Origin of the sequence: Chenggangzhangella methanolivorans (assembly GCF_042648545.1) — a bacterium.
In the GTDB taxonomy this organism is placed as follows: Bacteria; Pseudomonadota; Alphaproteobacteria; order Rhizobiales; family Methylopilaceae; genus Methylopila; species Methylopila methanolivorans.
The window spans coordinates 199,620-225,504 of sequence record NZ_JBHRXS010000003.1 but is presented as its reverse complement, the minus strand read 5'-3'; the positions used below and the strand labels follow the sequence as shown (position 1 = coordinate 225,504).

The following is a 25,885-nucleotide window of genomic DNA, read 5'->3' as shown; positions in this document are numbered from 1 at the left end:
TCGAGAGGCCGTTTCGCTTGCAAGGCGACCTGCCTGCGGGCGACGTTGTCGCACGACAATACGACATGAGAAGCGGCGGCGCGCCAGAACCGGGCGGAGACGAGAGTGGACGGGACGGAGCGGCTTTCGGGCGTCGACGAAACGCTGATGGGCGACGTGGCCAATGTCGCGGAAGGCCGCGGCCTCGCTTTCGGCGATCGCGCCTGGCTCGCCCGCGCGGTGACGGGGGCCGTACGCCCCAACCGCGACAAGCCGTTCTGGGATCTCGCCCATCTCCTCGCCGTGATCGCCCGCGCCGCCGGCCCCGACGGCGTGATCGACCTCGCGCTCGACCCGCGGCTGTCGCGCGGGGATGCGGTTCGCGGCGGGCTCGCGGACGCCGGCGTTGCGACCGACGACCACGGTCCTCTTCTCGCTCTCGACGGCCGCGACTGGTGCATGGGCTGGAGCGGGACGGCGCGGCTGCTGGCGCTCGCCGAATTCGTGCTGACCGCCGACGGGCTGGCGCAATTCGCCGCCGTCCGCGGCTTTGTCAGCGACCTCGGCGCGGCGCCGGACCGCGAGGCGGTCGACCAGTTCTCCCGACGTCTCGTGCGGATCGCGACCGCCTATCGCGAGGCCCACATGCCGATCGCACCGGTCGAGAAGCGGTTCCGCGCGATCCTCTCCTTCCTCGGCGAACGCCGCGGCGGGGGCGCGTTCGGCGACGGCGACGTGCTGGCGTTCTGGCGCGCGGAGGTCGAGAGCGGCGAGCGCACCCAGTTCCGCACCGTGGCGGAGCATTTCGTCACCTATTCCAAGGCTTTCGAGGCCTTCGGCGGGCTGGCGAAGCTCACCGGCGCGGCGTCGGTCGAGGAGATCGAGGGCTGGAGCGACCGGCTCGACGGGGCGCTCGCGGACCTCGTGGGCGAGGCGGACGAGCAGGAGCCGCTCGCCCTGCGCCTCAAGGCGCTGCCGGACGGACCCAAGATCCTCACCAAGGCCGAGCGCGACGAGGTCGCCGACATCGTGGCGCTTGCGCCCTTCCACCGCGACCGGCCGCTGACCGTGCTGCGCTCGATCAGCTTCGGGCGCGTGCAGTCCGGCATCGCCAACCGGCTTCGCCGCGGGACCGGCGGGCCGGACGTCGCCGAACGCGCGTCCTGCGGCGAGGCCGAAAGCTATGAGGCGGTCATCGGGCGCGCGCAGGTTCTGGACGAGCATGTCGAGCGCATGGTCCGGATCGCCGCCGCGCTTCGCCTCGGCGCTTCCGCGACGCGCGACGCGCGCCTCGAGGCCGTCGTCGCCCAGGCCGAGGCCGACCTGAAGCGCGTGCGCCGCGCAGGCTTCGACGCCGACCGCGAGACGCTGGCGGCAGGCTTTGCGACCGCCGACGGCGTTCTGGCCGACGCCCGCGCGGCGCTCTCCGACTTTCTTGCGGCGACCCGCGCTCTGACGGGCTGGAGCCCGCTTCCCGAAGCTTTCGACGAGGACCGCGAGGCGTTCGCCGCCGTTTTCGCCCGCGCCTATCTCGCGCAGGAGACCGCCGCATGAGCGCGCTGTCCGGACCCGAGGCAGGGCGGCTTCTCGCCGAGGCCCACGCCGCGCGCGCGGCCGCGACGCTGGGCGAGGCCGCCGCGCCTGCCGTCCCCATCCGCGCGCTCTGGGCGCACGCAAGTCGCAAGGCCGGCGCGCCCGTCGATTTCGCCGTCGTCCGCGCGCTGCGGGACGATCCTGAGACCGCGGCGCGCTATCGGGCGCTGCTCTCGGGCGTCGCGGTCGCGCATGCGCCCTTCGCCGTCGCGGCCTCGGACGGCGCGATGACCGAGCGTCGGGTCGGGCCTTACCGGCTTTCGCTCGTCGCGGCGTCCGACGGCGCGCCGCCCTTGCTGGTGATCGCCTCGGAGGGCGCGCCGGCCCCGAAGGCGATCGAGATCGCGTCCGGGGACACGAGGGTCCGCCTCGCGCTGCCCGAGGCCGTCGAGGGCGCGCAGGTGCTCGCGCTCGATCCGGCCGATCCCGAGGCGCAAGGAGCGGCTGAAGCCTTCCAGGATCGCGCCGCCGAAATCTTCCTCTTCTAGATCATGCTGCGATCTGACGCGCTCACACCGTCATGCCCGGCGGAGCCGGGCATCCACGACTTTCCAGGAGCATGGAGCTTTACGCCGAAGTCGTGGATACCCGCGAAGACGCGGGCATGACGGTGTGGTTCATCCTGAAACCTCCGTGCTCGAGCGGCCCAGAATGAGGCGTCTTCTCGTCGTCGTCCCGACCACCGGCGGCCCCGCTGTCTTGCGGCGGCTCGGCCCCCGCGCGGGGCTGCCGGTCTCGGCCGCCTTCGCCGACGGCGACTACCGGCCGCTCGCCTGGTCGGCCGACTACGCCCGGCTGGCGGCCCCGGGCGGTCCGATCGCCCGCGCGCTCGGCGAGGCGCCGGCGCCGCATGAACTGCGCCTCGACCGCTCCTTCGACGCCGGCCGAAGCTGGGAGGCGCCGGTCGCGGCCGCGCATCTGCTGATCGCACGAGGATTTGAACTGACCGACGATCCGGCGGCGGCCGACGTCCTGCTGTGGGCCACCGGCGCGGTCGATCTCGATCTGGCGCTGATCTCCGGCGACTATGCGGTCGCGGAGAAGATCGAGCTGTCGGCCGCCCTGTTCGAGGCGGCGAAGGGCGCGGTGGTCGTCGTGGCGCTGCCGCCGGGGACGGCGGGAGAGCCCGGAGCCCGGCCGAGCGCCCGGATCGTCCGGCCGACGTCGGCGCAGGATATCGTCGCCGCTGTTGGACAGCACGCCGCGTCTCGACTCCCTCCCCCCTGCGGGGAGGGTGAGGGTGGGGGTGGTCCAGAACAAAGCGCCGCCGTTGCGCATCGAGTATCGGCGCCCGCTCAGCCTCTTCCGGAGCCGCCCCCATCCCTCACCCCTCCCCGCAAGGGGGAAGGGGGCGGCAACGTCCTCCGCTTTTTCTTCGCGCTCGCCTGCCTTTCGGTTCTCGGCGGCGGCGCGGCGATTTGGCGGTTCGGCGGCCCCGAACCTGTGCCGACGCCCGATCCCGTCGAGACCAATCAGGCAGTGAGAGGCGACGAGACGCCTCCGCCCGCGCCTCCAAAACCTTCGCCAAAAATCGCCGTCGACGAACTCCGCGCGACGGCCGGAAAGACCTGCGCGCAGGCGCTGTTCGGTTCGGCGGCGCCCGAACGCCGGCCGGTCGCGGTCACGGACGGGAGGCTGGAGCCGAGCCGCCTCGACGGCGCGCTCTGCGGCGTTGCGGTTCGCGCTTCCGATCCCGCGGCGGCGTCGGTGCGGGTGACGGGCGCGCTCGCCGGCGCCTCTTCGGCCCCGCGGCCGGACGCCGGCGGCCAGATCTACTGGCTGAAGGACGGGGCCCGCCAAAAGCTCGTCTACGAGGTCCAAGCCCTTTCGAAGGACGGCGGCGCGATCGGCGATCCCGTGCGCCACGAGCTTGCGCCGTGAGCCTCATGGCGTCGTTCGTCATTTGCCGGCGCCGCGGCGTCAGTTAATAGGTTGATCACGAGCGGAGGGGCGAATGCGGCGGCGACGCAGGCAGGGCATTCTGGCCGGACTGGCGATGGCGGTCGCGTTTGCGGGCCCGGCGGGCGCGCAGGTCGCGGGATTCGACCCCGCCGACTACGGCAAGGCGCAACTTCCGTCCCGCCAGAGCACCGGCGACGCCGCGAAATTCATTGACAGCAATCGCGGGGCGTTCGAGCCCGTCGCGGAGCTTGATCCGAGGGACCCGCTCTACGCGCTCGCGCGGCCGGTCGGGCGGCTCGACGTCGTGCTGCGCAACCAGAAGACCGGCCAGGAGGTCGGTTCGTCCTGCACCGGCGAGCTGATCGCCGGCGACTACGTGCTCACCAACCATCACTGCCTGCCGCAGTCCGGCGATCTGAGGCCGGTGAAGGCCTCGCTGCTGATGGACTACCTGACGCTCGACGGAAAGGGCTCGAAGCGGTTCGACGTCGAGCCGAGCCCCCAAGAGTTCAGCGCCAAGCTCGATTTCGCGGTCGCCAAGGTGTCGGGCGGGGCGGTCGCCGAATTCGGCTCGGTGAGGCTCGTCGCAGCCTCGCCCGAGGGCGCGCGCTCGCTGCTCGTCATCCACCATCCGCTCGGGCGGCCGAAGGTGATGAGCCGTTTCCGCTGCCTCGCGCTGAAGGAGCAGGCTGAAGGCGCGGAGCTCCGCCACCGTTGCGACACGCTCGGCGGCAGCTCTGGCTCGCTGCTCTACGCGATGGGGTCCGAGGGCGTCGCGCTCCACAAGGAGGGCGGGCTCGATCCCGCCGACACGACGAGCTTCAACACCGCGACGCGGATGTCGGCGATCCTCGCCGAAAGCAAGGTTCTCCAGGCCGCGGTCGCGACGGCAGGCGCCGACGCGCCGCCCGCGCCCAAGGCCGCCGACCGCGGCGGCGACGACCCGATGAAGTCGACGCCGCTCGGCTCGTCGGGCGGGTTGGATACGGGCCAGATGAACTCGATCCTGAGGGGCCAATGAGGGCAGGGGGGATCGCAGAGCGCGACCTCTCCGCCTCCCTCCCCCTTGTGGGGAGGGTTGGGGTGGGCGTGGCTCAGGATAGATCGCCACGGTTGCGCGTGGAGCGACGTCAGCCCCTGAGCCTCTTCCGGAACCACCCCCACCCCCGACCCCTCCCCGCAAGGGGGAGGGGAGAAGCGCCCGCCTCGCTTTCTGAAATCAGCTCCTGCGCAAAAACCGCTCTCGCCGTCCCACGCATCGGAGAGACGGAGCCGGTCGGCTCCCCGACGCTGAAGGAACCGACGTCATGATGTTCGCGACCCGCCTCGCTCTTCGATCCGCGGCCTCGGCCGCAGCGCTCACGCTGCTGGTCGCCGCGGCCTTCGCGCAGTCGAACCCTCTGACCGACCAGCCCGGCCACGGACCGGAGCCCGAGGCCGGCGTCGCCATGGAGCCGCAGGGCGCCGCCGAGGAGCGCGCGACCGTCAATCCGAGCGCGACCGAGATCATCCGCTCGCTCGCTCCCTTCGCGGACGGCAACCCGAACGCGCCGCGCCAGTATCGCGACGTCGACGCCGGCGGGCGCACGGTGCGGGTCGACTACGGCCGCGCCGTCGATCTCACGGTCTTCTTCCTCTACGACAGCTTCCAGCTGACGCCCGAGGCCCGCATCCAGCTCGAGCCGCTCGGTCGCGCGCTGCAATCCGAAAAGCTCGCTGGCTTCCGCTTCCTGATCGCCGGCCACACCGACGCCGCCGGCAGCGACGCCTACAATCGCGGCCTCTCCGCCCGGCGCGCCGCGGCGGTGAAGCGCTATCTCGTCGAGGCCTTCGACATCGAGCCGTCGCGGCTCGTGGCCTATGGCTGGGGCGAAAGCCGGCTCAAGGATCGGGGCAACCCGCTGTCGCGCGTCAATCGCCGCGTCGAGGTCGCGCTCATCGCGCCGCCGCGCCGCTCCTCGTCGCTCGAGCGGTCGAGGCTCGGCTACGAGGGACCGCAAGGCCTGCGCCACGACGTTTCCGGCGACGACGGCTGCGGGCTCGAGGAGATGACCGATCCGCGGCTGCGCAAGCCGCTGGACCTCGACGATTTCGGCGCCGCGCCCGCCGCGGTCTGCGCCGAGACCCTGAACATGGACGATCTCGAACTCGCCCCGCGCCGCTGAACCCGCGCGCCAAAACACCGGAGACTGCCCCGATGCTCATCAGGACTCTTTCGGCGATCGCGGGACTTGCGTTCGCGTCGATCGCTCTCGCCGCGCCCGCCGGCGCCCAGACCAAGCCCAACATCGTGGTGATGGGCGAGGACGCCGACCAGGACTCGGTGCCGCGCGGCAACCGCATCTTCCAGCGCGTCATCGCCGAGCTCGGCGAGACCATGAACCTGCGCGGCTACAACGTCTATGACGAGACCGCGGTCGCCATGTCGGTCACCCAGCCCGGCCGCGTGCGCCGCCGCGACGCGGAGCTCATCGACGTCGCCCGCGCCGTGCAGCAGCCGCCGCTCGACGTGGTGGTGGTGTTCCAGATCTACGCCTCGGCGCAGAAGTCGATGTATTCCGACATCGTGCGTCCCGAGGTGCGGGTCGCGGGCCGGCTCTTGAACGTGCGCACCGGCCAGGGCCTGGGCTCGTTCGAGACCACGGGCCAGCAGCTGCCGCCGCTGCCGCAGGGCTGCGACCGTGAATGCCTGCTCGAAAAGGTCGGCGCCGAGGCCAAGACTCTGGCCAACGACCTTTCCAACGCGCTCGGCGCCAAGCTTGACGGCTTCATCGGCTCGGCCCCGTCCGCGGGCGGCGGTGCGGTGACCGACGTGGCGCCGGCCGGCGGCGGCTCCGTCGGCGCGCCTGCCCCGGCGGGCGACGCCTGCGGCGGCATGCCGACCGCCTATGTGATCAAGGTGCAGGGCTTTTCGGCGGAAGAGATGCAGCGCATGGAGGAGTATTCGGCCGCGTTCAGCTGCTATGCGAGCCATCGCCCGGTGCGCGCCTCGGGCGGCATGGCCGAATACTGGTACGAGACCCGCTCCGACAGCGCCCGCCTCAACCGGAACCTGCGCCTGATGCTCGACCATATGGGCTCGGCCGGCCAGGTCACCTTCACGGGCAACACCTTCACCATCGCCAAGGTCGCGACGCGCTGACCAGGAGGCTCGGCGGCCGTCGTCGTCTTCGGGCGGCGCCGGCGAGGGAGATGACGACTATGCCTCGAAAGACATCCATCGCGCCGAGGGGCTTGGTCACGCCCGCGAAGACGCGGGCGTGACCAAGCCGAGCCGTCGCGCTCAAAGCCCAAGCCTCGTCGCCGCCGCCTGCTTCGCGATCGCGCTGCTCGCGCCCGCCGACGCCTCCGCCCGCAGCGACGCCTTCGAAGCGCTGATCGCCCAATGGACCGACCTCAACTCCGCCTGTCGCGGCGGAAGCGGCGACGACCCGAAGACGATGAAGGCCTGCGACGAGCGCGAGACGATCGGCGCGAGGCTCAAAAAGGGCGGCTGGTGCTACGGCCGCCCCGGAGACGCTGGCTACCAGCGCAACTGGATCCGCTGCGGCTCGTGACCCTGACCACCTCTCCGCGTCAGGACCGTTCGCGGGCGAGGCGGTCCCATTCGACGGACAGCACGCGGTCCAGATGGCGATCGAGCAGGGGCCCGAGCGGAGACCGCCCGATCGGGGTCTCGTAGCAGCGCTGGATGAAGGCGACGTCCATATTGGAGTTGCCTTCGAGGACGCGCGGGCCGTCCGGCGTCAGTCCGATGTCCCAGCCGACGATCGGGCGCGCCGAGAACACGCGATGCGCCTCGATCGCGGCCTGCGCGACCTGATCCCATTCGGCGATCCGCACGCCCGCGACCGGCGCGCCCGTCACCGGATGGACCGGATAGCGCTCGACGCAGGTGCTCGCCACGTCGCCGAGCAGAGGGCCGAGAACGCCCGTCTCGATGTCGATCGCCGCGCCCCATTCCTTCTCGGCGAAGCGCGGCCAGCCCTTCTCGAAACGCCGCAGGATGCGGACGAGCCCGTGGGTGAGGCTCGGCCGGCCGAGGTCGTCGAGGCAGGTGACCACGCGGAACACCACGAGCGACGTCTCGGCCAGAAGCGCGACCGAGGGATGGTTCGCGAGCTTGGGCTGGACGATCAGCCCGTGGGGCCGGTCGAGCTTGGCGAGGCGCTCCGCGAGCTCGGCGTAGCCGAGCGTCCCGCCCGCGTCGTCGCGCCAGAAGAGTGGCGCGATGCGCTCGAAATTGAGCGTGAACTTGCCGCCGCAGCCCTTGCGGTCCTTCACGAACAGGTCGCGGTCGAACGCTTCCGGTCCGGCCCATGGCTGAAAGGCGCCGTCGGACGCGTAGCCGAGGATCGGCGCGACGGGCACGCGGTTCTCCTCGCAGACCTGCGTGAAGGCGATCTTGTCGCTCATGTCGCGGGCGCCGCCCCATGCGGGCGCGCTCCGGTTGATCGCCGCCATCAGGCCGTTCTTGGTCTCGACGCGGGAGATGTAGCCGTCGACGTCGCGCGGGCCGGACGCCTTGTAGAGCGACAGCACGTAGTAGCTGAACGCGTCGATCCCCTGAGCGCCGAGCCGCGCCAGATCGAGCGCCTGCCGCAGCAGGCCGGGGCCGCCGGCGCGCCTGACCGAGGGGCCGACGCGCGCGCCGAACATCAGCGCCATGACGGCGAGCACCACGTGGCGGGCGCCCGCCTCCTGCAGGAAGGGGATGCGGGTCGGGTAGCGGCCGCCGTTGCGCAGGCTGAAGTCGCGGTAGAGCGCGCGCCCCTTGCGCCCGACCTCGGAGGGCGAGAACGCGTAGCTCTTGAGCGGCGCGAATTCAGCGAGCAGCAACGCGACCACATAGGCGAGAACCGCCGCGAGCTCGCCGCTGTCGTTGAGATATTCGAGCGCCTCGGCCCGGCCCGCAGGGTCCGGCTCGATCGCCGCCAGCCAGCCGACATATTGGGCCGCGACCTGCGCCGCGAAGCCGACCGCGAGCACCGTCATCACCGAGCGCCGCATCGCGTAGCGCCGGCACGCCTTGAAGAGGAAATAGGCGGCGACGAACCACATGGCGATCGAAAGCGCCATCTCGCTCGGTCCGTGGGTCTTCAACAACAGCAGTTCGCCGACATTGCCCTCGACCGACAGGAGGCCCATGCCGAGCGTGGCCGCGAACCAGGCGCGCCGCGCCTGCTCGGCCCGCCAGTAGCTCCGCAGCTGCAGCAGCGACCAGGCGAAGCCCATGGTGGCGACCGCGTTGCTGCCGAGCTCGATCGGCGCGAAGGCGCGCCAGGGCGAGACGCCGCTCGCCTCCTGGATCGCTAGCACGGCGCAGAGGACGAGGAACCCGCCGGCCGCCATGCGGCGCGCAGACGAAAACAGCGGATGGAGCGCGGCGTCAGTCTGCATGGGGCGATCCGTTCGCGACGGCGGTTCGGGACGTCATGGCGCCGACGTCTCCGGCGACGCCCAGCCAGCCGCGCAAGTGCGTCCGCTTGAGGGCGCAATGATGGCGTGAGGCGTTGGCGCGAGCGCCGCTCCTCATTTCTTTTTCAGGTAGTTCGATCCGTTGATGACCAGCAGCCCGTCCGAGCCCTTGTCGGGTGCGAAGACGGAGAGCTTCTCGACCTTTCCCGCCTCGTCGGTCAGCGTGAGCGTGAAGCCGTCGATCCGGTAGGTCCCGCTCGCCTCCGGACGCCTGCCGCCGGCGGTGAAGCCGGTCGTCCCGCCGCCCATGTCCGAGGTCGAGCTCGCGCTGGTGAAGCCTGTGCGGGCGAAGCGGCCGCCAGTGTCGAAGGTGAGCGTCCGCTCCGACGACACGCTGTTGCTCGAAAACGCGGTGCTGCCCGTGGAGGCGAAGAAGTAACGCCAGCTTCCCTGAAGCGGCGTCCCGTCTTCCAGCGGTTTCAGGCGGACGTGGCGGTCCTTGCCGATCTTGACGTCGTCGCCGTCGGTCTCGAAGGCCCGCGTCCTGGTCTCGATCACCCCGTACTGGTTGACGACGTCGCGGAGCTCGATCTCGCTCGCGCCCGAGAACCAGCCGCCGCCTTTCAGCGCATAGAGCCCGCAATCGGCCGGCGTCTTCGCGCAATGGGCGGCGAGGTCGCCGTCCTCGGGGAGGCGGTTCGAATAGAGGCCGGACTTGTCGAACACCTTGATCCGGCTTTGCGAATAGAAATCCGTGCCGCCGAAGGCGTTGAGCCGCAGTCCCGTGTCGAGATGCGTGAACGCGCCCTCGAGCCCGCCGTTGCCCTTGGCGGGGACGAGCGCGGTCCCGTCCGACGGATCGAGCTTCAGCGAGCGCACGAGGCCGGCGAACGCGGCCTCGGCGGCTTTGCCCTCGTCGCCGCGGAGGTTGAAGGTCAGCAGCACGACGAAGACCTGCCGGTCGTCGGAGGCGATGCCCGCCGTGCGCTGGCCGACCGACACCCCTTGCACCCGCGCGCAGCAGCGCCATTCGGTGCGGATGCGCCGTCCCGCCGGCGTCAGCCCGTCGGCCTTGAGCGAAGGCTTCTCCTTCGTCAGCTCCGTCACCGACGTGGAGAACTGCGTGAAGTTGGCGTCGAATTGCTCCGGCCCCACCGAGAGCGGCGCCGCCACCTGGATCATCGCGCTCGACTTGCGGCCCTTGTCGGACACGATGGTCTTCTGGAACACGGTGAATGACGTCCCCGCCTTCCGCTCCCAGCCTGCGCCGGCCTCCGGCGCCTCGAACGTCACGCCCTCGATGGTCTCCTGTGCGGCCGTCGCGGCTCCCGCGGGCCAGCAGCCGAGGGCGGCGAGGACGACGGCGGCGCGCGACAGCTTCATGGCGAACCTTCGGATTGACGCCGGGGTGGTCGAGCGACCATGAAGGCGGCGCAAGGTCAAGAGACGGTAGAGGCGGACGGGTGACGGAGACGCGACGGATCGCGACCGCGGGTCTCCTCGCGCTGATCTGGGCGGGCTTCGCGCTGTTCCACGCCGATCAGGCGTCGCGCCTGACAAAGCCGTTCGACAGCGGCCGGCTGGTGACGGTCGAGACCGTGGTGGCGGAGGTCTCCTCGGAGACCGTCTCGACCGGAACTCCGTCGCGGCCCTCGCGCGGGCTGAGCCAGACCCTCATGCTGCCGGACTACCCCGACGTCGTCTTTCCGCTCGACGCCGCGATCGACGCGACGGGGCTTGCGGGCGCGCAGGCGCGGCTCACGATGGTCGGCGACCCCGCCGCGGCGCAGCGCGACCGGCGCCCGATGGACAGGCCCGTCATCGAGGTCGTGGGCGTCGAGCTCGGCGACCGCAGGCTGCTCGACCACGCCGACACGCTCGGCCGCTACGAGGCTGCGGCGGCGCGCCATGACCGCCAGGTCGGGCTGTTCGGCGTCGCGGCGGTCGGAAGCGCGCTGACGGCCGCCTGGCTCGCCCGCCGGCGGATCGCGACGGCGCTGCGACGGCTGCGATAGGCGCGGCGCGATCCTGATCCGCGCGGCCTCTGTCCAGGCTCCCGGCGCCCTCCGGCTTCCGCTATGATCGCGGCTCCCGCAGCGGACCCACGAGCGGAGCCCCGGATGCGCGTTCTCCTGATCCTCGTGGCGGCGATGGTCGCGGCGGCGGCGAGCGCCGCCGAGAGCGCCGACTTCTACGATCCCGGCGGTCTCGATCTCGCGTCGGGGCGTCCGGGAGCGATCCTGCGGGTCGCCGTGCTCGAGGGCGCGCCCGAAGGGGCGACGGCCTACCGCGTCATCTACCGGTCCACAGCCTTCGACGGCGGCGCGATCCCGGTCTCGGGCGTGATCGTCGCGCCGAGCGGGCCGGCGCCGGCCGGCGGCAGGCCCGTGGTCGTCTGGGCGCATCCGACCTCGGGCGTCGAGGACCAGTGCGCGCCGTCGCGGGCGCGGGGCTTCTTCGGCTTCGTGCAAGGCCTCGGCGCGATGCTGAAGGCCGGCTACGTGGTCGCGGCGACCGACTATCCGGGCCTCGGCATGCCCGGTCCCCATCCCTATCTCGTCGGCGTCAGCGAAGGACGGGCGGTGCTCGACTCGGTTCGGGCCGCCCACGCGCTGCCCGAGGCCGGCGCGAGCCGCCGCTTCGCCGTCTGGGGCCATTCGCAAGGCGGTCACGCCGCGCTGTTCGCCGGCGTTCTGGCCGCGACTTACGCGCCCGAGCTCGACCTGGCGGGCGTCGCGGCGGCCGCGCCCGCCACCGAGCTCGCGACGCTGCTCGCCGACGACATCGCGACCTTGGGCGGGCGCAACCTCACCGCCATGACGCTCTGGTCCTGGGCGCAGGTCTATCGCGCGCCGATCGACGACGTGGTGAAGGCCGAGGCGCTGCCGGTCGTCCAGAGGCTCGCGGGCGACTGCATCGAGAGCGTCTTCGACATCTTCGCCCGCATGGCTCCCTCGAGGGCGCTCGCGAAGGAGTTCCTGAAGTCGCAGACCTTCTACGAGACCGAGCCGTGGCGCGGGCTGCTCGCCCGCAATTCGCCCGGCCTGCCGCCAAAGGGCGCGCCGCTGTTCCTCGCGCAGGGGACGGCGGACGATCTCGTCAGGCCGCAGGTCACGCAGGACTACGCCGATCGCGCCTGCCGCGCGGGGCGGGCCGTCCGGATGGTCTGGCTGCCGAAGGGCGGCCATCTCTACGCCGCGCGCGACAGCGCCGCGCAGGCGGTCGCATGGATCGGCGACCGCTTCGCAGGGCTTGCGCCGCCCAACGACTGCGCCGCCGCGACGCCGTAGCGACGGCGCGACGCGGTCAATCGTGCGGCCCGCACGGGCCTTCGACGCGATCGATCTCCAGCAGGGGCGGCCTGCTGAACCGGCCCTCGATCACGAGGCAGCCGTCGGCGCGCCAGGCCGCCGCCACCGCCTCCTGGTCGGCTGTCGCGCCGGACATCGGCGGCGGCGCGTCGCCGGCGAACATCGGCCGCCCGAAACGCGGCTTTCCGGGCTCGGATGCGGCGAGGACGCCGATGCGCGGGCAGGGCTCCTTCACGCACATGACGCCGGTCGAGCCGATCTTGAGGCGGCCTTCGAAAGATCGCTCGTCGGAAGCCGCCGGCGCCGCGGCGAGGGAGCCAAGCGCGAGGGCGATCCACAGACGTCCCGCCATGCGCGTTCTCCTTGATCGTACGAGCGGTCGGCTCAGCGTCCGGCGGCCTCGGCCGCGCGGCGTCGGTCGATCAGGATCTGGCGCTTGGCCTGTTCGCCCTGCCGTCGCCCGACCTCGAAGGCCACCGACTTGAGCCAGGCGTCGGCCGCCGCTCTGCCGTCGCGTGCCGCGCGGCGATTGTACTCCGGGCGGTAGCGTTCGCCGAGCGCGCGCTGCTGGGCTGCGGTCGGCCGATAGCGCGCCATTTCGGCCTCGGTGGCCTTGAAGGCGCGAAGCTCCGCGGCGGTCGGCTCATAAGGCTTCGTCCGGGTCGCAGCGGCCGCGGGCGCCGAGGAGGGCGTCCGTTTGACGAGCGCCGCGCGCGCGGCGCGGGCCTCGGTCGCGAGCCTGCCCTTCGGATTGGCTTTCAGGAAGGCGTCGAGCGCCTCGACCGTTCCGGCGGCCTTGGCCGCCTGAAGTTCCTTGGCCGGATCGCGCGCTTCGGCGGGCGCGGCGGGCTTTTCGGGCTCAGCGAGCGGCGGCGGCGCGGCGGCCTCGCCGTCCTTGCCGAGATATCCGAGCGCGAGCCGGCGATAGGCGCAGACCTTGCCGCAACCGTCGAGATAGGCCTGGTACTTGCCCTCGGCGGAGAGCCGCCGCCAGGTCTCGTCGTCGGCCGTCGCCTCGGCGGCGCGTCGGCGCTTTAGCAGCCGGTCCATCGCCTGGTCGCGATAGGCGCAGGGCTCGGCGCATTGGCCGACATAGGCTTCGAGCGCCTCGCGCGAGCCGTCGATCTCGGCGGAGCGCCACGCGGCCTCGTCGCGGGCGCGGTCGAAGCTGCGGCGGATCGCGGGCGCCGGCTCGACCATCGGCAGCGAAAGCGCGGCGACGTCGATCTCGGGCGCCTGCTCGCGGCCGACCTCGCGCCGGGCCGTCGCCTGCACCTCGCGCGCCACATAGGCCTGCAGGTCGGCCCATTCGACGCGCCGGGCGTCGCCCGCGCCCGCGCCTTTGGGCGCCGCAAGACCGGCCGCTCCCATCAGGAAGCGGCTGGTGAAGAGGCCGAGCTTCGCGCCCTCGTCCCAGTTCGCGGGGGTCGCTCCGGACGTCGCGGCGAGCCGCACGACGCCGCCGGCGGCCTTCGGCTTCGCGGGCGTGAAGCCGGGCGCGGAGACCGCCAGCATGTTCTCGCCCTTGCGGCCGGTCTCGCCGGTGAAGCAGGCGTCGACCATCACGACGACCTGCCGGGCGGGTCCGACCTTCTGCTTCACGAGCTCGAGGTTGCGGTAGAGCGTTTCCAGCGCATAGCCGCTCTCGGGGAAGTTGGGATCGCCGTCCTGCGGCAGCAGGAAGGGCTGGCGCGTCCTCAGATCCGGCGCGCCGTGGCCGGAATAATAGACGAAGACGTTCGAGCGCCCGGCCACGACGCTGCGCCACAGCCGCCCGCCCTGCGGGTTCGCCTCGCTGCCGAACGCCTGGTTCAGCTCGTTGAGCGTCGCGTCCTGCAGCACGAAGACGTTCTCGTCGCGAAACCGCAGGCCGCGGACGAGGAACTCGCGGATTGCGCCGGCGTCGTTGTGGGCGTAGTCGACCGGCGTGGTCTGCTTGTAGTTCCGGTTGCCGACCACGATCGCGATCGAGTCCGCATTGTCGTCGAAGGCGCGGGGGGCCTCCGCGAAGGCGAGCGGAACGGCGGCGAACAGCAAGGCGAGAACCGCCAGAAGCCTGACCATCGCGCGTTCTCCTCCCCGAGAAGCCGCATCGCCCGCGGCTCCAAGCCGTCCCGCCCTGAAAGCGCGCGCCGGTCCGTTGCGGCGCGGTCCGAACTTTCCGCAAGACGCGGTCACGCCTCCAGCCTCCTCAGGTCACGTTTTCGGGAATGCGCCGGTCGTCGGCGCGCCCGAGGCGGCAGAGTTCGAGCAGGGGTCCGGCGGCGGCCGGGTCGGCGCGGAAGCGGTCGTACTCCTCGGCGCTGATCGCGAAATAGGCCTCGAACTCGGCGGCCGACATCGCGCCGCTGACCGGCGTGCTGAGGAAGCGTCCGCCGGTCCGTCGATCGAGCCCGAGCGTGAAGCGCCATTCGCGGCTCACCCAGCAGTCCACGAAGCGCGGGGCGGCGGTCTCGTCGGAAGGCGGGTTCGTGGCCATGGCGGGGTCTTTCCGTCTCTCGCGTCGGTCGTCGGTCCTTGCGCTCCGCAGAGCGGGATTCGTCCGCGAAGCCTGCGCCGATTGCGTTCCGGTTGCGCGCCCTACATGTTGCGGAGACCGCGTAGCCCCGAGTGCCTCAGTGACGCCGCCCGACATCGTGAACGACGCGCAACGACTGGCCGCGCTCGCAAGCTACGACATTCTCGACACGCCGCCCGAGCCGGGCTTCGACGAGGTCGTGCACATCGCGCGCGTGCTGTGCGACGCGCCGGTCGCGCTCGTCAGCCTCGTCGGGCAGGACCGGCAATGGTTCAAGGCGCGCGACGGCTTCGCGCCGAGCGAGACGGATCTCGCGAGTTCGGTCTGCGCGCATGCGCTTCTCGAGCCCGACCTGCTCGTCATCGGCGACCTCGCCGCCGATCCGAGGACGCTCGCAAATCCCCTCGTGACGGGCGAGCCGCGCATCCGCTTCTACGCCGGCGCGCCGCTGCGCACGCCGGCCGGCGAGGTGCTGGGAAGCCTCTGCGTCATCGACGTCGCGCCGCGGCCCGCGGGCCTGTCGCCCAAACAGGCGAGCGCGCTCCGGAACCTCGCCGCGCAGGTCATGGCCCAGCTCGAGCTGCGGCGCGCGCTCGCCGACCGCGACGCATTGCTCCGCCAGCGCGCTCAGGCGGTCGCGAGACGCGAGGACCTGTTGAAGCTCGGCGACGACCTGCGCGAGGCTGAGACCGAGAAGGAGATGATCCGGATCGCGTCCAGGCTCGTCGGGCGCGCGCTCGACGCCTCGCGCGCCGGGTTCGGCCATCTCGACGCGCGCACGGAGCACATCGACATCGTGCAGGACTGGACCCGCGAGGGGATCGCGAGCATCGCGGGCCGCCATCGCTTCGAGGATTACGGCGACCTGCTGCCCGACATCCTGCGCGGCGATCCGCTCGTGATCCACGACGTGCGCGCCGATCCGCGCACGGCGGCCGATCCGGAGCCGATGCTCGCGCTGCAGATCGGCTCGCTGGTCAACGTTCCGGTCCGCGACCGCGGCCGGACCGTCGCGATGCTGATCGCGCAGGACGACCGCCCGAGGGCGTGGTCGGCCGAGGAGCTCGTGTTCCTGAGGAACGTCGCCGATCGACTGGAGGTCGGCGTCGGGCGTCTGCGCGCGGAGGCCGACCAGCGCATCCTCAACCACGAGCTCAGCCATCGCATGAAGAACATGATGGCGATGGTGCAGGCGATCGCGACCCAGACGCTGAAAGGCGTGCCCGACCGCGCGCCCGTCGACGCGCTGTTGAAGCGGTTGCTGGCGCTCGCCTCCGCGCATGACGCGCTGCTCACCGCCGACTGGACCTCGGCGCCGATCGGCGCGACGGTCGCCTCCGTGATCGCGCGCTTCGGCCTCGACGACGGACGCTTCGCGATGGGCGGCCCCGAGGTGCAGCTCGGGCCCCGGGCGACGCTCTCTCTCGCCATGCTGGCGCATGAGCTCGCCACCAACGCGGTCAAGCACGGCGCGCTCTCGGTCGAGGCCGGCAAGGCGTCGGCGTTCTGGCGCGTGGAGCAGGATGGCGGCGAGCCCGAACTCGTTCTGGAGTGGCGCGAGACAGGAGGGCCGCCGGCGCGCGAACCCGCGGCGCGGGGCTTCGGCTCGCGGCTCATCAATATGGGCCTCGTCGGGTCGGGCGGCGTCGATCTGCGGTTTCTGCCGAGCGGGCTGGAGGGAGACTTCCGGGCCCCGCTCCATCAGGTGCGCCAGTCATGACCGGCAGGGAAAGCGAACCTTTGCGGCGCTCCGGGGTCCGCCAGGTCGTGCTCGTCGTGGAGGACGAGCCGATGCAGCGGATGATGGCGGTCGACCTCGTGGAGGAGGCGGGCTTCGAGGCGCTCGAGGTCGCCGACGCCACGGAAGCGGTGTCGGTCCTCGAGGCGCGGGCCGACATCCGGATCGTGGTCACCGACATCGACATGCCGCGCGGGCTCGACGGCGTGCGTCTCGCGGCCCTCATCCGCGAGCGCTGGCCGCCGATCGAGATCATCGTGATCTCGGGATTCCGGGCTCTGGCGGAGGTCCGCTTGCCCGAGCGCGCGGAGTATTTCTCCAAGCCCTACGAGCCGGCGGCGGTCGTCGCCGCCCTGCGCCGCATGGCCGGCTGAGGCCGCGCGTCCCCGGCGCTCATGCGCCGTCGACGGCCCGATAGGCCTCGGGGATCACGAACACCTCGTCGGCGCGCGCGTAGCCTCCGTCCTTGACCTCCTCGATCAGCACCATGGTGTGCGGGCGCGCAGCCTCGCTGAAATACTCGACCACAAGGTCCGTCACCCGGTGGATGATCTCCTCCTTCTGGGCGCGCGACAGGGCGGCTTCCGGCACCTTCATGTTCACGAACGGCATTGGTTTCTCCTCGATCGGGCGTTTGGGGGGCGACGGCGGGCTCAGACCATGCCGCCATTGGCGCGGATGACCTGGCCGTTGACCCAGCCGCCGTCCGGTCCGGCGAGGAACGAGACGACGCGGGCGATGTCGTCCGTCTCGCCGAGGCGTCCGGCCGGGATCATCCGGGTGATCCCGGCGACCTGCTCGTCGGACTTGTCGGAGAGGAACAGCTCGGTCGCGACCGGTCCCGGCGCGACGGCGTTCACGGTGACGCCGCGGGGCCCGAGCTCCTTGGCGAGGATGTGGGTCATGGTCTCGACGGCCGCTTTGGCGGCGGCGTAGACGCCGTAGCCCGGCAGCTTCAGCCCGACGACGCTGGTCGAGAAATTGACGATGCGCCCGCCGTCGCGGAGCCGGTTGGCGGCCTCGCGCATGCCGCGGAACACGCCGCCGAGATTGACCGCCATATGGGCCTCGAACAGCGCGTCGTCGGTTTTGGCGATCGGCGCGAGCTTCATGACGCCGGCGTTGTTGACGAGCACGTCGACGCCGCCGAACTCGGCCTCGGCCGCATCGAACAGCGTGGCGGCGCCCTTCGGATCGGCGAGGTCGGCCTGGACCGCTGTGGCGCGGCCGCCGCCGGCCGAGATCTCCGCGACGACGCCCTCGGCCGCGTCGCGGCCGCGGGCGTAGTTGACGATCACGGAGAAGCCGTCGGCCGCAAGACGCCGCGCGATCGCGGCTCCGATGCCGCGCGAGGCTCCTGTCACGATGGCGGTGCGATTGGGCGTGTCGGTCATGGTCCGTCTCCTGTTTCGAAGGAGAACATGGATCCACACAACGTCCGGATAATCGGTCGCCGCTTGCCAATACTTTTCGTTTATGGCGAACAATGGTCATGGACCATCTCGACGGACTCCGCCTGTTCGCCAGGATCGTGGAGCGGAGGAGCTTTACGGCCGCCGCGTCCGATCTCGCTTTGCCGCGCTCGACGGCGACCGAGGCGATCCGCCGGCTCGAGGCGCGGCTCGGAGCAAGGCTGCTTGAGCGCACGACCCGCGTCGTGACGCCGACGCTCGACGGACGGCACTTCTACGAGCGCTGCGTCGCGATCCTCGCGGATATCGAGGACGCGGAGGCGACGCTGCGGTCCGGCGAGCCGCACGGCCTGCTGCGCGTCGACGCGCCCGGACTGCTGACGCGCACGTTCCTGCTTCCCGAACTGCCAGCGTTTCTCGAGCGGCACCCGAAGGTCGACGTGCAGTTCGGCCAGAGCGAGCGTCTGGTCGACCTCGTGCGCGAGGGCGTCGACTGCGCCATCCGCGTGGGCGAACCGGCCGACAGCGCGCTTGCGATGCGTCGGCTGGGCGCCTTGCCCGAGGTCACGGTCGCGAGCCCGGCCTATCTCGACCGGCGCGGGACGCCGGGCGCGATCGGCGATCTCGACGGACATGAGATGGTCGGCTTCGTCTCGTCGCGGACCGGCGAGATCCTGCCGCTTGAATTCGTGATCGAGGGCGAGACCCGGCGCATCGTTTTGCTAAGCCGCACGGCGTCGAACGACGCCGACACCAACGCCGACCTCGCGCGGCTCGGCTTCGGCCTGGTGCAGGCGCCGCGCTATCGTTTCGAACCCGAGCTCGCCGACGGGACGCTCGTCGAGGTGCTGCCGCAGTTCCCGCCGTCGCCCACGGCGCTGTCGGCGCTGTTTCCCCAGACCCGCCAGGTGACGCCGCGGCTGCGGGTCTTTCTCGACTGGGTCGCGGGCCTGTTCAGGGGCGCCTGACCCCGATCGAAGGTCCTTTCGGGCCGCCGCCCGGCAGGCGCTGCTTGCCGGGCGTTTTCTGAGGCCGTTACTTGGCGGTCGCCCGCCGCTCCGACACCATCTCGGGCGTGACCTTGCCTTCCTTGCCGCCGAAATGCCCGATGACGTAGTTCGCCACCGCCGCGAGCTCGGCGTCGGTGTAGGCCTCGGCGAACTTCGGCATCCAGGCGGCCTGGTGAACGGACCGGAGATCCGTGCCCTCGAGCATGACGTGCACGAGGTTGACGCCCTCAGGATCGCTCACCGCGCGGGTTCCGGCGAGGGCGGCGTAGGGCGTCTGCTGGCCCTTGCCGTTCCACTGGTGGCAGCTCGCGCAGGCGCCCTGGAAGACCTTGGCTCCGAGCCCGTTCTCCGCGCCCGAGGGCGCGGCCGCCCATGCGGTCGAGGTCGTCATGGACTTCGGCGACTCCGCCACGCGGACCCCGCCGTCGCCCTTCCGCGGCTCGACCGTGCGCATGTAGGCGACGAGCGCGTCGATGTCGGGTTTGGTCAGGAGCTTGGTCGAGTTGACGATGACCTCGGCCATCGGCCCCGAGGCCGCGCCGCGCCCTTCCGCATGGCCGGTCGAGAGGTAGCTCGCGAGCTGCGAGTCGGTCCAGGCGCCGACGCCCTCGTCGCGGTCGGGCGTGATGTTGTACGCATGCCAGCCGCGGATCTCGGCGCCGGCGAACTCCTTGCCCGAGAGCGCGAAAGCGAGGTTGCGGGGCGTGTGGCACTCGCCGCAATGGCCGAGCGCGGTCGCGAGATAGGCGCCGCGGTTGGCCACGTGGTCGAGGCCGGGATCGGGGCGGAACCGCTTCTGGTCAAGGAAGGCGACGTTCCAGAACGTCATCGCCCAGCGCTGGTTGAACGGGAAGGCGAGGGTGTTCTCCTTCTCCGCGACGCGCTCCTTGGGCAGGCTGAACAGATAGGCCTTGATCGCCACCGCGTCGTCGCGCGTGAGGCCGGTGTAGGAGGTGTAGGGGAAGGCCGGGTAGAGGTTGCGGCCGTCCTTGCCCACGCCCTTGTGGAGCGCGCGCACGAACTCGTCGTCGCTCCACAGGCCGATGCCGGTGGAGTCGTCGGCCGTGATGTTGGTCGAGTAGATCGTGCCGAACGGCAGGTCGAACGCGACCCCGCCCGCAAACGGCTTGCCGCCCGGCGTGGTGTGGCAGGCCGCGCAGTCGGCGGCCGCCGTGAGGTAGCGGCCCTTTTCGATGAGCTCCGGCGTCGGCGTGACGTCGGCGGCCGAGACCTCCGCGTCCGAAGTCGCGAAGCGCCACCCAGCGAACCCCGCCGCGCCCACGAGCGCGACGAGGCCGAGGAACACGACGAGCTTGAGATAGACCCGGATCATGACGCGCCGCCCGCGGCGGTCGCTTCGGCGAGGTCACGCTTGGGCGCCTTGCGATCGGGCGCCTCGCGCTCGGTGACGTTCTTCTTCTTGGCGTCGCCGTTCTCGATCAGCAGCTTTCTGTCGATCGGGAGCTCACGGATGCGCACGCCGGTCGCCGCGAAGATCGCGTTGGTGAGGGCGGGCGCGGCGATCGCCGTGCCGACCTCGCCGATGCCGCCCGGCGCCTCGCCGGACTTCAGGATCGAGACGTCGATGTGCGGCGTCTCGTTCATGCGCATCATGCGGTAGTCGTGGAAGTTCGACTGCTGCGCCGCGCCGTTCTCGTAGGTGAGCGCGCCGTAGAGCGCCATGGTCCAGCCGAACACGAGGCCGCCCTGGATCTGGGCCTCGACGGTGTTGGGGTTCATCACCACGCCGCAGTCGACCGAACAGACCGCCTTCACGATTCTGATCTCGCCCTGCGGCGACACCTCGACCTCGACGGCGGCCGTCGTGAACGCGCCGAAGGGCGCGCCGGTCGCGATCCCGCGGCCGCGGCGGGGACCGATCTTCTCGCCCCAGCCGATCTTGCCCGCCGCGTCTTTCAGCGTCGCGGCGGCGCGCGGGTTCTTGGAGAGCAGCTTCAGCCGGTACTCGACCGGGTCCTTGCCGGCGGCGTGCGCCAGCTCGTCGAAGAAGCTTTCCACCGTGAAGAGATTGTGGGTCGGCCCGACGCCGCGCCACCAGCCGATCGGCAGCGCCTCCGGCATCTGGAACGGCGCCCATTCCACGTGGGTGTTGGGCACGTGGTAGACCATCTCGGCCGCGCATTCGGTCGTGTCGCTGTCGAAGCCGTCCTTGCGCAGGATCACCGGCGCCCAGCGCGCCGCGACCGAGGCGCCCGTCACGCGGTCGGTGAAGGCGAGCGGGAAGCCGTCGTCCCCGAGCGTCGCCGACATGCGGTCGAGATAGGCCGGCCGCGGCACGTCGTGCTGCATGTCCTCCTCGCGGGTCCAGACCAGCTTCAGCGGGTACGGAACCTGCTTGGCGAACTTCACCGCGGTCTCGATCGAATCGACCTCGAGCCGGCGCCCGAATCCGCCGCCGAGATAGTGCTGGTGGAGGATCACCTGGTCCTCGCGCAGCCCCGCGACCTTGGCGGCGATCTGCACGGCGCGGACCGGCACCTGCGTGCCAACCCAGATCTCGCAGGCGTCGGGGCGCACATGCACGGTGGCGTTGAGCGGCTCGAGCGCCGCGTGCGCCAGCATCGGCAGCCGGTAGATCGCCTCGACCTTCTTGCCGGTGACTTTGGTCACGTCGCCCTCTGACGCCGCGACCAGCGCCTTGCCGGTCCGCGAGGTCTCGTCGAGCGCCTTGAAGTGGCTTTCGGTCGAGAAGTCGGCGTGCGGGCCTTCGTCCCATTCGATCTCGAGCGCCTCGAGGCCCATCTTGGCGGCCCAGAAATGCTTGCCCGAAACCGCGACGCCGCCCTCGATCTGGATGACGTCCCGGACGCCCGGGACCTTCTTGGCCTCGTCGATCTTGAGCGACTTCACCTTGCCGCCGACATGCGGGCAGAGCGCAAGGGTAGCGACCTGCATGCCCTCGACCTTGGAGTCGATGCCGAACTCGAGCTTGCCGTTGGTCTTGTCGGCGGTGTCGACGCGCCGGAACGGCGTGCCGAGAAGCTTGAAGTCCTTCGGCTCCTTGAGCGCGACCTTCTCGAGATCCGGCACCGGCTGCTTGGCCGCGGCTTCCGCGAGCTCGCCATAGGTGGCCGAGCGATTGTTGGCAGGGTCGACGACCTTGCCGTTCTCGGCCTTGAGGCTCTCGGCGGGCACGCCCCACTGCTCGGCGGCCGCGCCGACAAGCATGGTGCGGGCCGCGGCGCCGACCTGGCGCAGGCCCTTGTAGAAGGCGCGAACGCTGGTCGAGCCGCCGGTGATCTGGCTCTTGAACAGCGGCGTCTGGTAGAGCGGCTCGATCGGCGGGGCGTGCTCGACGACCACCTGGCCGAGCCCGACCTCGAGCTCCTCGGCCATCATCGCGGCCTCGGTGGCGTAGATGCCCTGGCCCATGTCGACGTTCGGGATGACGAGGCGGATGGGCCCGGTCTTGTCGATGCGGATGAAGGCGTTGGGCGCGAAGGCCGCGTCGCCGGCGGCGGCGGCTTCGAGCTTGGCCTGGGGGCTCGCGTCCTGCGCGCTTACGCGGCCGCCGAACAGGAACGCGAGGGAGAGGCCGCCGCCGGCCTGAAGCACGAGGCGGCGGGAGGGGGAGGCGAGCACGGGGGCGCTCATCGCACGGCCTCCGCGTCGTTCGGAATGGTCTGCATCGCGACCTTCTCGCCGGTCGCCGCCTGCTTGATGGCCTGGCGCACGCGCACATAGGTGCCGCAGCGGCAGATGTTGCCCGACATGGCCGCGTCGATGTCGGCGTCGGACGGGTTCGGATTGTGCTGGAGCAGCGCCGCGGCGCTCATGATCTGGCCGGACTGGCAGTAGCCGCACTGCACGACCTCGACGTCGAGCCAGGCCTGCTGGATCTTCTTGCCCTGCTCGGACTGGCCGACCGCCTCGACGGTCGTGACCTTGGCGTCCTTGAGCGTGCCGATCGGCAGCACGCAGGAGCGCACCGCCTGGCCGTTCACATGCACGGTGCACGCCCCGCACTGGGCGACGCCGCAGCCGAACTTGGTGCCCGTCATGCCGAGCACGTCGCGGAGCGCCCAGAGGAGCGGCATGTCCTCCGGCCCGTCGACCTGACGGTCCTCGCCATTCACGTTGATGGAGATCATCGATAGCGCTCCCGCTGTCGGGGCGCCCGGGCCGCCGCCCTGAGCGCCGCAGTCAAACGCGGCGCCCTGTCCTTGCGGAGCGCTCCCGGACGTTCGCGCGAACGTCGGAAGCTTGCCGCACGGCGCGAGCGTCGCGCCCCGCGCGCCCCTTCAGCGGGGCGACGTCGCGGCGCTTTGCGCCGCTGCGTCCAGCGCGGTTTAATGATGCTACCTTAGAACAAGATAAGTTCGATCCGCATCATGCGATCTCGCAATGCGGGGTCGTCGTTCTCGGAAGCTTGAAATTCCGGCCGCGCCGCAACGAAGAGGGGAGCGGCGGCGCGGCGACGCGCGGATCCGCAGAGCGTGAGGCATGAAGCGGAAGAGTTTTTGCGACGACGCCTGCACGGTCGCGCGGGCCCTCGACGTCATCGGCGACTGGTGGTCGCTGCTGATCGTGCGCGACGTGCTGTCGGGAAAGCGCCGCTTCGGCGAGCTGCAGAAGAGCCTCGGCGCCGCCAAGAACATTCTGGCGGCGAGGCTGAAACGCCTCGTCGCCGACGGGATCCTCGAGGTCTCGGTCGCGCCGGGCGGCCAGAAGGACTATGCGCCGACCGAGAAGGGCCTTGCGTTGCGCCCGGTGCTCGTCGCGCTCGGGCAATGGAGCGCCGAGCATCTCTTCGAGGCCGACGAGCCGCGCTATTCGGTGGTAGACGCGCGCGACCGGCGTCCGCTCGCGAAACTGGAGCTTCGGGCCCAGGACGGCCGCGGCCTCGGCGAAAGCGACGTCGAGGTCGCGCTCTGCGCTGCAGGCCTGTCTCAGGCCTCGAGTTCGATCTCGAGGCGATCTCCGCCGGACGCGGCCGGCTCGCCGACGCAGAGCAGCGCCTCGCCGGGCCCGAGCGGCGCGAGCGGCGGCGCGGAATAGGCGACCGCGCCGGAGACGACCCGCGCGCGGCATGAGCCGCAGGCGCCCGACCGGCAGCTGAAGGGCGGCGCGAGCCCTGCGCTTTCGGCGAGCTCCAGCAGCGACCCCGCGCCCGGCGTCCAGCGCGCGGCGGCGGCGCGCGAGAACGACACCTCGACCGGACCCTCGGCGACCGACTCCGTCGGGACGCCGACGGCCGGCGCGGGCCCGAAGGCCTCCGCATGGACGCGGTCTTGGGCGACGCCGAGCTTTTCGAGCCCCGCGCGGATTTCCTGCATGAAGCCTGCCGGGCCGCAGAGATAGACGTCGGCGTCGGCGAGCGGGGCGTACGAGGCCACGACCGAAAGATCGAGCCGCCCCGCGACCTCGTAGTCGCGGCCTTCCACCGCGTCGGAAACGTCGCTCAGCAGCCGCACGACCTCGATCGCGCCGCCCGCGACCTCGACGAGGCGCGCGATCTCGCGGTCGAAGGCGCGTTCGGCGCGCGAGCGGGCGGCGTAGAACAGCGTCGTGGGCCGCGTGCGCCGCGTCCGCAATCCCTCGAACACGAGATGGCGCAGCATCGCGATCATGGGGGTGACGCCGACGCCGGCCGCGAGCATGACCGCCGGCCGCCGCTCGCGCGCGTCGATCGTGAAGTCGCCGGCCGGGGCGAGCGCCTCGATCTCGTCGCCGACTTCGAGCGCGTGCAGGCGCCGCGAGCCCGGCCCCTGCGCCCGCACGCTGATGCGCAGGACGCCGTCCGAGGGCGCGGTCGAGATCGTGTAGGCGCGCCTCAGCTTCTTGGCGTCGCCGGGCGCGCCGAGCCGCACCGGCAGGTGCTGGCCCGCCAGGTGCGGGAGCGCCGCGCCGCCGTCGGCAGGCTCCAGATGGAGCGAGCGGATCGTCGCGCTTTCCTCGACGATGCGCGCGACCTTGAGCCTGCGCCACTCGTTGGGCCGCCCGGAAGCCTCGACGCGCCGCGCCGTCTCGGCCCAGTCGCCCGTGAGGGCGACGTTGGGCGAGGCGCCGTCCGTGCGCGATGTCCAGCGCAGCGGCAGCGCGTCAAGGCGGCGGACGATGCGGCGCGGGCGGACGCGCAGCAGCCGCTCGGCGCCCGTGAAGGCCGCGATCTCGGGCGCGTCCAGCACGACCTCGGCGTCGCCGGAAAGCTGCAGCATGTCGCCGGTCTCGAAATCGACGAAGGCGAGCCCGGCCGTCCCCGTCGCGCGGATGTTGCCGAGCGTGTTGAAGAAGTTGTTGCCGGCAAAATCCGGGATCGTGAGCGTTCCGTCGGCGTCGACCCGCACGAAGCCGGCCTTGCCGCCGCGATGGGAGACGTCGACGCGCCGCCCGGCGTCGGGATCGTCCGCGAAGGAGGCGACGAACAGCGTCTCGGCGCCCGCGATCATCGCGCGCGCCTCGTCGTCGAGCGTGTCGAGCGTCTGCGCCGTGACGCCGCTCCGCGCCGCAGGATCGCGGACGAAGCGGAAGTCGCGCAGGCGGATATATTGCGGGCAGTTGCCGAAGCTCTCGCGCGCCTCGACGACGAAGCCCTCGGGCAAGCGGCGCCCGACGATCCCGTTCAGGCGATTGCGCCGGCGGGTGTGGAGCTCGATCCCGAGCAAGCCGACGGCGTCGCCGTCCTCGAGCCCGGCGTCAGCGGGGTCGGAGGGGTCGCGCGCCGTCGAGACGGCGAGCGTCAAAGGATCGGGCGAGCGCAGGAAGCCCGGTTCGCCGGCGAGGAGCGTCGCCCAGACGTCGCCCTGCGGATTGACCGCGCCCGCCGCGACGAAGGGCAGCTGCGGGTAGAAGGCCCGGTGCTGGTCGATCAGGTGGTCGAGCAGATGGCGGCGGCCGACCGCCGCCATCTGCTCGACGACGCCGGCGCTGCGCTGGATCTCGATCTCGCCCTTATGCCAGGGCGAGCCGATGTCGGTCGGGGCGAAGCCGTCCATAGCTGTCTCCCTTGTTTTCCGTAGCTGTCTGGCTTTGATCGCCGCCGC

24 protein-coding genes are annotated in these 25,885 nt (G+C 71.4%); 13 read left to right on the top strand and 11 right to left on the bottom strand.

From position 1 onward, the window contains the following. Window positions 1–105 precede the first annotated feature (105 nt). The 7 genes from ACFOWB_RS01435 to ACFOWB_RS01405 all read left to right on the top strand — a co-directional run bounded on the left by ACFOWB_RS01435 (window position 106) and on the right by ACFOWB_RS01405 (window position 7,031). Window positions 106–1,533 carry a hypothetical protein gene (locus ACFOWB_RS01435; RefSeq protein ID WP_378145277.1) on the top strand — a complete coding sequence of 476 codons (1,428 nt, stop codon included), beginning with the start codon at window positions 106–108 and terminating at the stop codon, window positions 1,531–1,533. Then, the gene (locus ACFOWB_RS01430; RefSeq protein ID WP_378145275.1) at window positions 1,530–2,060 is read left to right on the top strand and encodes a hypothetical protein; all 531 of its coding nucleotides are present in this window, start codon (window positions 1,530–1,532) and stop codon (window positions 2,058–2,060) included. Before ACFOWB_RS01435 ends, ACFOWB_RS01430 begins: the two co-directional genes overlap by 4 nt. Window positions 2,061–2,223: 163 nt before the next feature. Further along, a complete protein-coding gene (locus ACFOWB_RS01425; RefSeq protein WP_378145273.1) occupies window positions 2,224–3,453 on the top strand; it encodes a hypothetical protein in 1,230 nt (409 codons plus the stop codon). 73 nt (window positions 3,454–3,526) lie between these two features. Then, on the top strand, window positions 3,527–4,495 hold the full coding sequence (locus ACFOWB_RS01420) for a trypsin-like serine peptidase (protein WP_378145271.1): 969 nt from the start codon (window positions 3,527–3,529) through the stop codon (window positions 4,493–4,495). Window positions 4,496–4,781: 286 nt separating this feature from the next. Next, complete coding sequence (locus tag ACFOWB_RS01415) at window positions 4,782–5,639, top strand: OmpA family protein (RefSeq protein ID WP_261401663.1); 858 nt, start codon at window positions 4,782–4,784, stop codon at window positions 5,637–5,639. Window positions 5,640–5,671: 32 nt separating this feature from the next. Beyond that, window positions 5,672–6,616 carry a hypothetical protein gene (locus ACFOWB_RS01410; protein ID WP_378145268.1) on the top strand — a complete coding sequence of 315 codons (945 nt, stop codon included), beginning with the start codon at window positions 5,672–5,674 and terminating at the stop codon, window positions 6,614–6,616. Between the two features lie 118 nt (window positions 6,617–6,734). Next, entirely contained in the window at window positions 6,735–7,031 is a 297-nt protein-coding gene (locus tag ACFOWB_RS01405; RefSeq protein WP_261401665.1) for a hypothetical protein, read from the top strand. A gap of 19 nt (window positions 7,032–7,050) precedes the next feature. On the opposite strand, the gene ACFOWB_RS01400 is transcribed toward ACFOWB_RS01405, so the two are convergent. Next, on the bottom strand, window positions 7,051–8,874 hold the full coding sequence (locus tag ACFOWB_RS01400; protein ID WP_378145266.1) for a sugar-transfer associated ATP-grasp domain-containing protein: 1,824 nt from the start codon (window positions 8,872–8,874) through the stop codon (window positions 7,051–7,053). Window positions 8,875–9,006: 132 nt separating this feature from the next. Further along, window positions 9,007–10,275, bottom strand: a complete 1,269-nt coding sequence (locus tag ACFOWB_RS01395; RefSeq protein WP_261401667.1) for a hypothetical protein — start codon at window positions 10,273–10,275, stop codon at window positions 9,007–9,009. An 80-nt stretch (window positions 10,276–10,355) separates the two neighbouring features. On the opposite strand from ACFOWB_RS01395, the gene ACFOWB_RS01390 reads away from it, so the two are divergent. Next, window positions 10,356–10,907: a hypothetical protein gene (locus ACFOWB_RS01390; RefSeq protein WP_261401668.1), complete on the top strand. Its 552-nt coding sequence runs from the start codon at window positions 10,356–10,358 to the stop codon at window positions 10,905–10,907. Between the two features lie 105 nt (window positions 10,908–11,012). Further along, window positions 11,013–12,182, top strand: a complete 1,170-nt coding sequence (locus ACFOWB_RS01385; protein ID WP_261401669.1) for a lipase family protein — start codon at window positions 11,013–11,015, stop codon at window positions 12,180–12,182. Between the two features lie 16 nt (window positions 12,183–12,198). Here ACFOWB_RS01385 and ACFOWB_RS01380 read toward each other — a convergent pair whose 3' ends face one another. The 3 genes from ACFOWB_RS01380 to ACFOWB_RS01370 all read right to left on the bottom strand — a co-directional run bounded on the left by ACFOWB_RS01380 (window position 12,199) and on the right by ACFOWB_RS01370 (window position 14,682). Continuing rightward, entirely contained in the window at window positions 12,199–12,555 is a 357-nt protein-coding gene (locus ACFOWB_RS01380; protein WP_261401670.1) for a hypothetical protein, read from the bottom strand. A 32-nt stretch (window positions 12,556–12,587) separates the two neighbouring features. Beyond that, on the bottom strand, window positions 12,588–14,267 hold the full coding sequence (locus ACFOWB_RS01375; RefSeq protein WP_261401671.1) for a caspase family protein: 1,680 nt from the start codon (window positions 14,265–14,267) through the stop codon (window positions 12,588–12,590). Between the two features lie 127 nt (window positions 14,268–14,394). Beyond that, window positions 14,395–14,682, bottom strand: coding sequence for a hypothetical protein (locus tag ACFOWB_RS01370; protein ID WP_261401672.1), 288 nt, complete (start codon window positions 14,680–14,682; stop codon window positions 14,395–14,397). 139 nt (window positions 14,683–14,821) lie between these two features. On the opposite strand from ACFOWB_RS01370, the gene ACFOWB_RS01365 reads away from it, so the two are divergent. Both ACFOWB_RS01365 and ACFOWB_RS01360 read left to right on the top strand, forming a co-directional pair. After that, a complete protein-coding gene (locus ACFOWB_RS01365; protein WP_261401673.1) occupies window positions 14,822–16,441 on the top strand; it encodes a sensor histidine kinase in 1,620 nt (539 codons plus the stop codon). Beyond that, window positions 16,438–16,833, top strand: a complete 396-nt coding sequence (locus tag ACFOWB_RS01360; protein WP_378145261.1) for a response regulator — start codon at window positions 16,438–16,440, stop codon at window positions 16,831–16,833. The genes ACFOWB_RS01365 and ACFOWB_RS01360 overlap by 4 nt, the downstream gene beginning before the upstream one ends. A gap of 19 nt (window positions 16,834–16,852) precedes the next feature. Here ACFOWB_RS01360 and ACFOWB_RS01355 read toward each other — a convergent pair whose 3' ends face one another. Both ACFOWB_RS01355 and ACFOWB_RS01350 read right to left on the bottom strand, forming a co-directional pair. Beyond that, a complete protein-coding gene (locus ACFOWB_RS01355) occupies window positions 16,853–17,071 on the bottom strand; it encodes a tautomerase family protein (RefSeq protein WP_261401674.1) in 219 nt (72 codons plus the stop codon). 41 nt (window positions 17,072–17,112) lie between these two features. Next, on the bottom strand, window positions 17,113–17,853 hold the full coding sequence (locus ACFOWB_RS01350; RefSeq protein ID WP_261401675.1) for an SDR family oxidoreductase: 741 nt from the start codon (window positions 17,851–17,853) through the stop codon (window positions 17,113–17,115). Between the two features lie 98 nt (window positions 17,854–17,951). Between ACFOWB_RS01350 and ACFOWB_RS01345 the strand changes: the two genes are divergently transcribed. Continuing rightward, window positions 17,952–18,839 (top strand): LysR family transcriptional regulator, encoded by an 888-nt coding sequence (locus ACFOWB_RS01345; RefSeq protein ID WP_261401676.1) that lies wholly within the window; start codon window positions 17,952–17,954, stop codon window positions 18,837–18,839. A gap of 67 nt (window positions 18,840–18,906) precedes the next feature. Here the strand turns inward: ACFOWB_RS01345 and ACFOWB_RS01340 are convergent, their stop codons facing one another. The 3 genes from ACFOWB_RS01340 to ACFOWB_RS01330 are packed head-to-tail and all read right to left on the bottom strand — an operon-like array spanning window position 18,907 to window position 22,993. Further along, complete coding sequence (locus ACFOWB_RS01340) at window positions 18,907–20,214, bottom strand: cytochrome c (protein ID WP_261401677.1); 1,308 nt, start codon at window positions 20,212–20,214, stop codon at window positions 18,907–18,909. Next, entirely contained in the window at window positions 20,211–22,496 is a 2,286-nt protein-coding gene (locus ACFOWB_RS01335) for a xanthine dehydrogenase family protein molybdopterin-binding subunit (protein WP_261401678.1), read from the bottom strand. Before ACFOWB_RS01335 ends, ACFOWB_RS01340 begins: the two co-directional genes overlap by 4 nt. Continuing rightward, complete coding sequence (locus ACFOWB_RS01330) at window positions 22,493–22,993, bottom strand: (2Fe-2S)-binding protein (protein ID WP_261401679.1); 501 nt, start codon at window positions 22,991–22,993, stop codon at window positions 22,493–22,495. The genes ACFOWB_RS01335 and ACFOWB_RS01330 overlap by 4 nt, the downstream gene beginning before the upstream one ends. Before the next feature lie 352 nt (window positions 22,994–23,345). Between ACFOWB_RS01330 and ACFOWB_RS01325 the strand changes: the two genes are divergently transcribed. Beyond that, window positions 23,346–23,900 carry a winged helix-turn-helix transcriptional regulator gene (locus ACFOWB_RS01325; RefSeq protein ID WP_315855056.1) on the top strand — a complete coding sequence of 185 codons (555 nt, stop codon included), beginning with the start codon at window positions 23,346–23,348 and terminating at the stop codon, window positions 23,898–23,900. Here the strand turns inward: ACFOWB_RS01325 and ACFOWB_RS01320 are convergent. Then, entirely contained in the window at window positions 23,792–25,837 is a 2,046-nt protein-coding gene (locus ACFOWB_RS01320; protein ID WP_261401680.1) for a 2Fe-2S iron-sulfur cluster-binding protein, read from the bottom strand. The genes ACFOWB_RS01325 and ACFOWB_RS01320 overlap by 109 nt on opposite strands. Window positions 25,838–25,885 lie beyond the last annotated feature (48 nt).

Excerpts from the sequence above, each read along its gene's own strand:
- ACFOWB_RS01430 (WP_378145275.1), top strand. The coding sequence starts at position 1,530 with ATGAGCGCGCTGTCCGGACCCGAGGCAGGGCGGCTTCTCGCCGAGGCC.
- ACFOWB_RS01425 (WP_378145273.1), top strand. The coding sequence starts at position 2,224 with ATGAGGCGTCTTCTCGTCGTCGTCCCGACCACCGGCGGCCCCGCTGTC.
- ACFOWB_RS01420 (WP_378145271.1), top strand. The coding sequence starts at position 3,527 with ATGCGGCGGCGACGCAGGCAGGGCATTCTGGCCGGACTGGCGATGGCG.
- ACFOWB_RS01415 (WP_261401663.1), top strand. The coding sequence starts at position 4,782 with ATGATGTTCGCGACCCGCCTCGCTCTTCGATCCGCGGCCTCGGCCGCA.
- ACFOWB_RS01410 (WP_378145268.1), top strand. The coding sequence starts at position 5,672 with ATGCTCATCAGGACTCTTTCGGCGATCGCGGGACTTGCGTTCGCGTCG.
- ACFOWB_RS01400 (WP_378145266.1), bottom strand. The coding sequence starts at position 8,874 with ATGCAGACTGACGCCGCGCTCCATCCGCTGTTTTCGTCTGCGCGCCGC.
- ACFOWB_RS01395 (WP_261401667.1), bottom strand. The coding sequence starts at position 10,275 with ATGAAGCTGTCGCGCGCCGCCGTCGTCCTCGCCGCCCTCGGCTGCTGG.
- ACFOWB_RS01385 (WP_261401669.1), top strand. The coding sequence starts at position 11,013 with ATGCGCGTTCTCCTGATCCTCGTGGCGGCGATGGTCGCGGCGGCGGCG.
- ACFOWB_RS01380 (WP_261401670.1), bottom strand. The coding sequence starts at position 12,555 with ATGGCGGGACGTCTGTGGATCGCCCTCGCGCTTGGCTCCCTCGCCGCG.
- ACFOWB_RS01375 (WP_261401671.1), bottom strand. The coding sequence starts at position 14,267 with ATGGTCAGGCTTCTGGCGGTTCTCGCCTTGCTGTTCGCCGCCGTTCCG.
- ACFOWB_RS01370 (WP_261401672.1), bottom strand. The coding sequence starts at position 14,682 with ATGGCCACGAACCCGCCTTCCGACGAGACCGCCGCCCCGCGCTTCGTG.
- ACFOWB_RS01360 (WP_378145261.1), top strand. The coding sequence starts at position 16,438 with ATGACCGGCAGGGAAAGCGAACCTTTGCGGCGCTCCGGGGTCCGCCAG.
- ACFOWB_RS01355 (WP_261401674.1), bottom strand. The coding sequence starts at position 17,071 with ATGCCGTTCGTGAACATGAAGGTGCCGGAAGCCGCCCTGTCGCGCGCC.
- ACFOWB_RS01350 (WP_261401675.1), bottom strand. The coding sequence starts at position 17,853 with ATGACCGACACGCCCAATCGCACCGCCATCGTGACAGGAGCCTCGCGC.
- ACFOWB_RS01345 (WP_261401676.1), top strand. The coding sequence starts at position 17,952 with ATGGACCATCTCGACGGACTCCGCCTGTTCGCCAGGATCGTGGAGCGG.
- ACFOWB_RS01340 (WP_261401677.1), bottom strand. The coding sequence starts at position 20,214 with ATGATCCGGGTCTATCTCAAGCTCGTCGTGTTCCTCGGCCTCGTCGCG.
- ACFOWB_RS01335 (WP_261401678.1), bottom strand. The coding sequence starts at position 22,496 with ATGAGCGCCCCCGTGCTCGCCTCCCCCTCCCGCCGCCTCGTGCTTCAG.
- ACFOWB_RS01330 (WP_261401679.1), bottom strand. The coding sequence starts at position 22,993 with ATGATCTCCATCAACGTGAATGGCGAGGACCGTCAGGTCGACGGGCCG.
- ACFOWB_RS01325 (WP_315855056.1), top strand. The coding sequence starts at position 23,346 with ATGAAGCGGAAGAGTTTTTGCGACGACGCCTGCACGGTCGCGCGGGCC.
- ACFOWB_RS01320 (WP_261401680.1), bottom strand. The coding sequence starts at position 25,837 with ATGGACGGCTTCGCCCCGACCGACATCGGCTCGCCCTGGCATAAGGGC.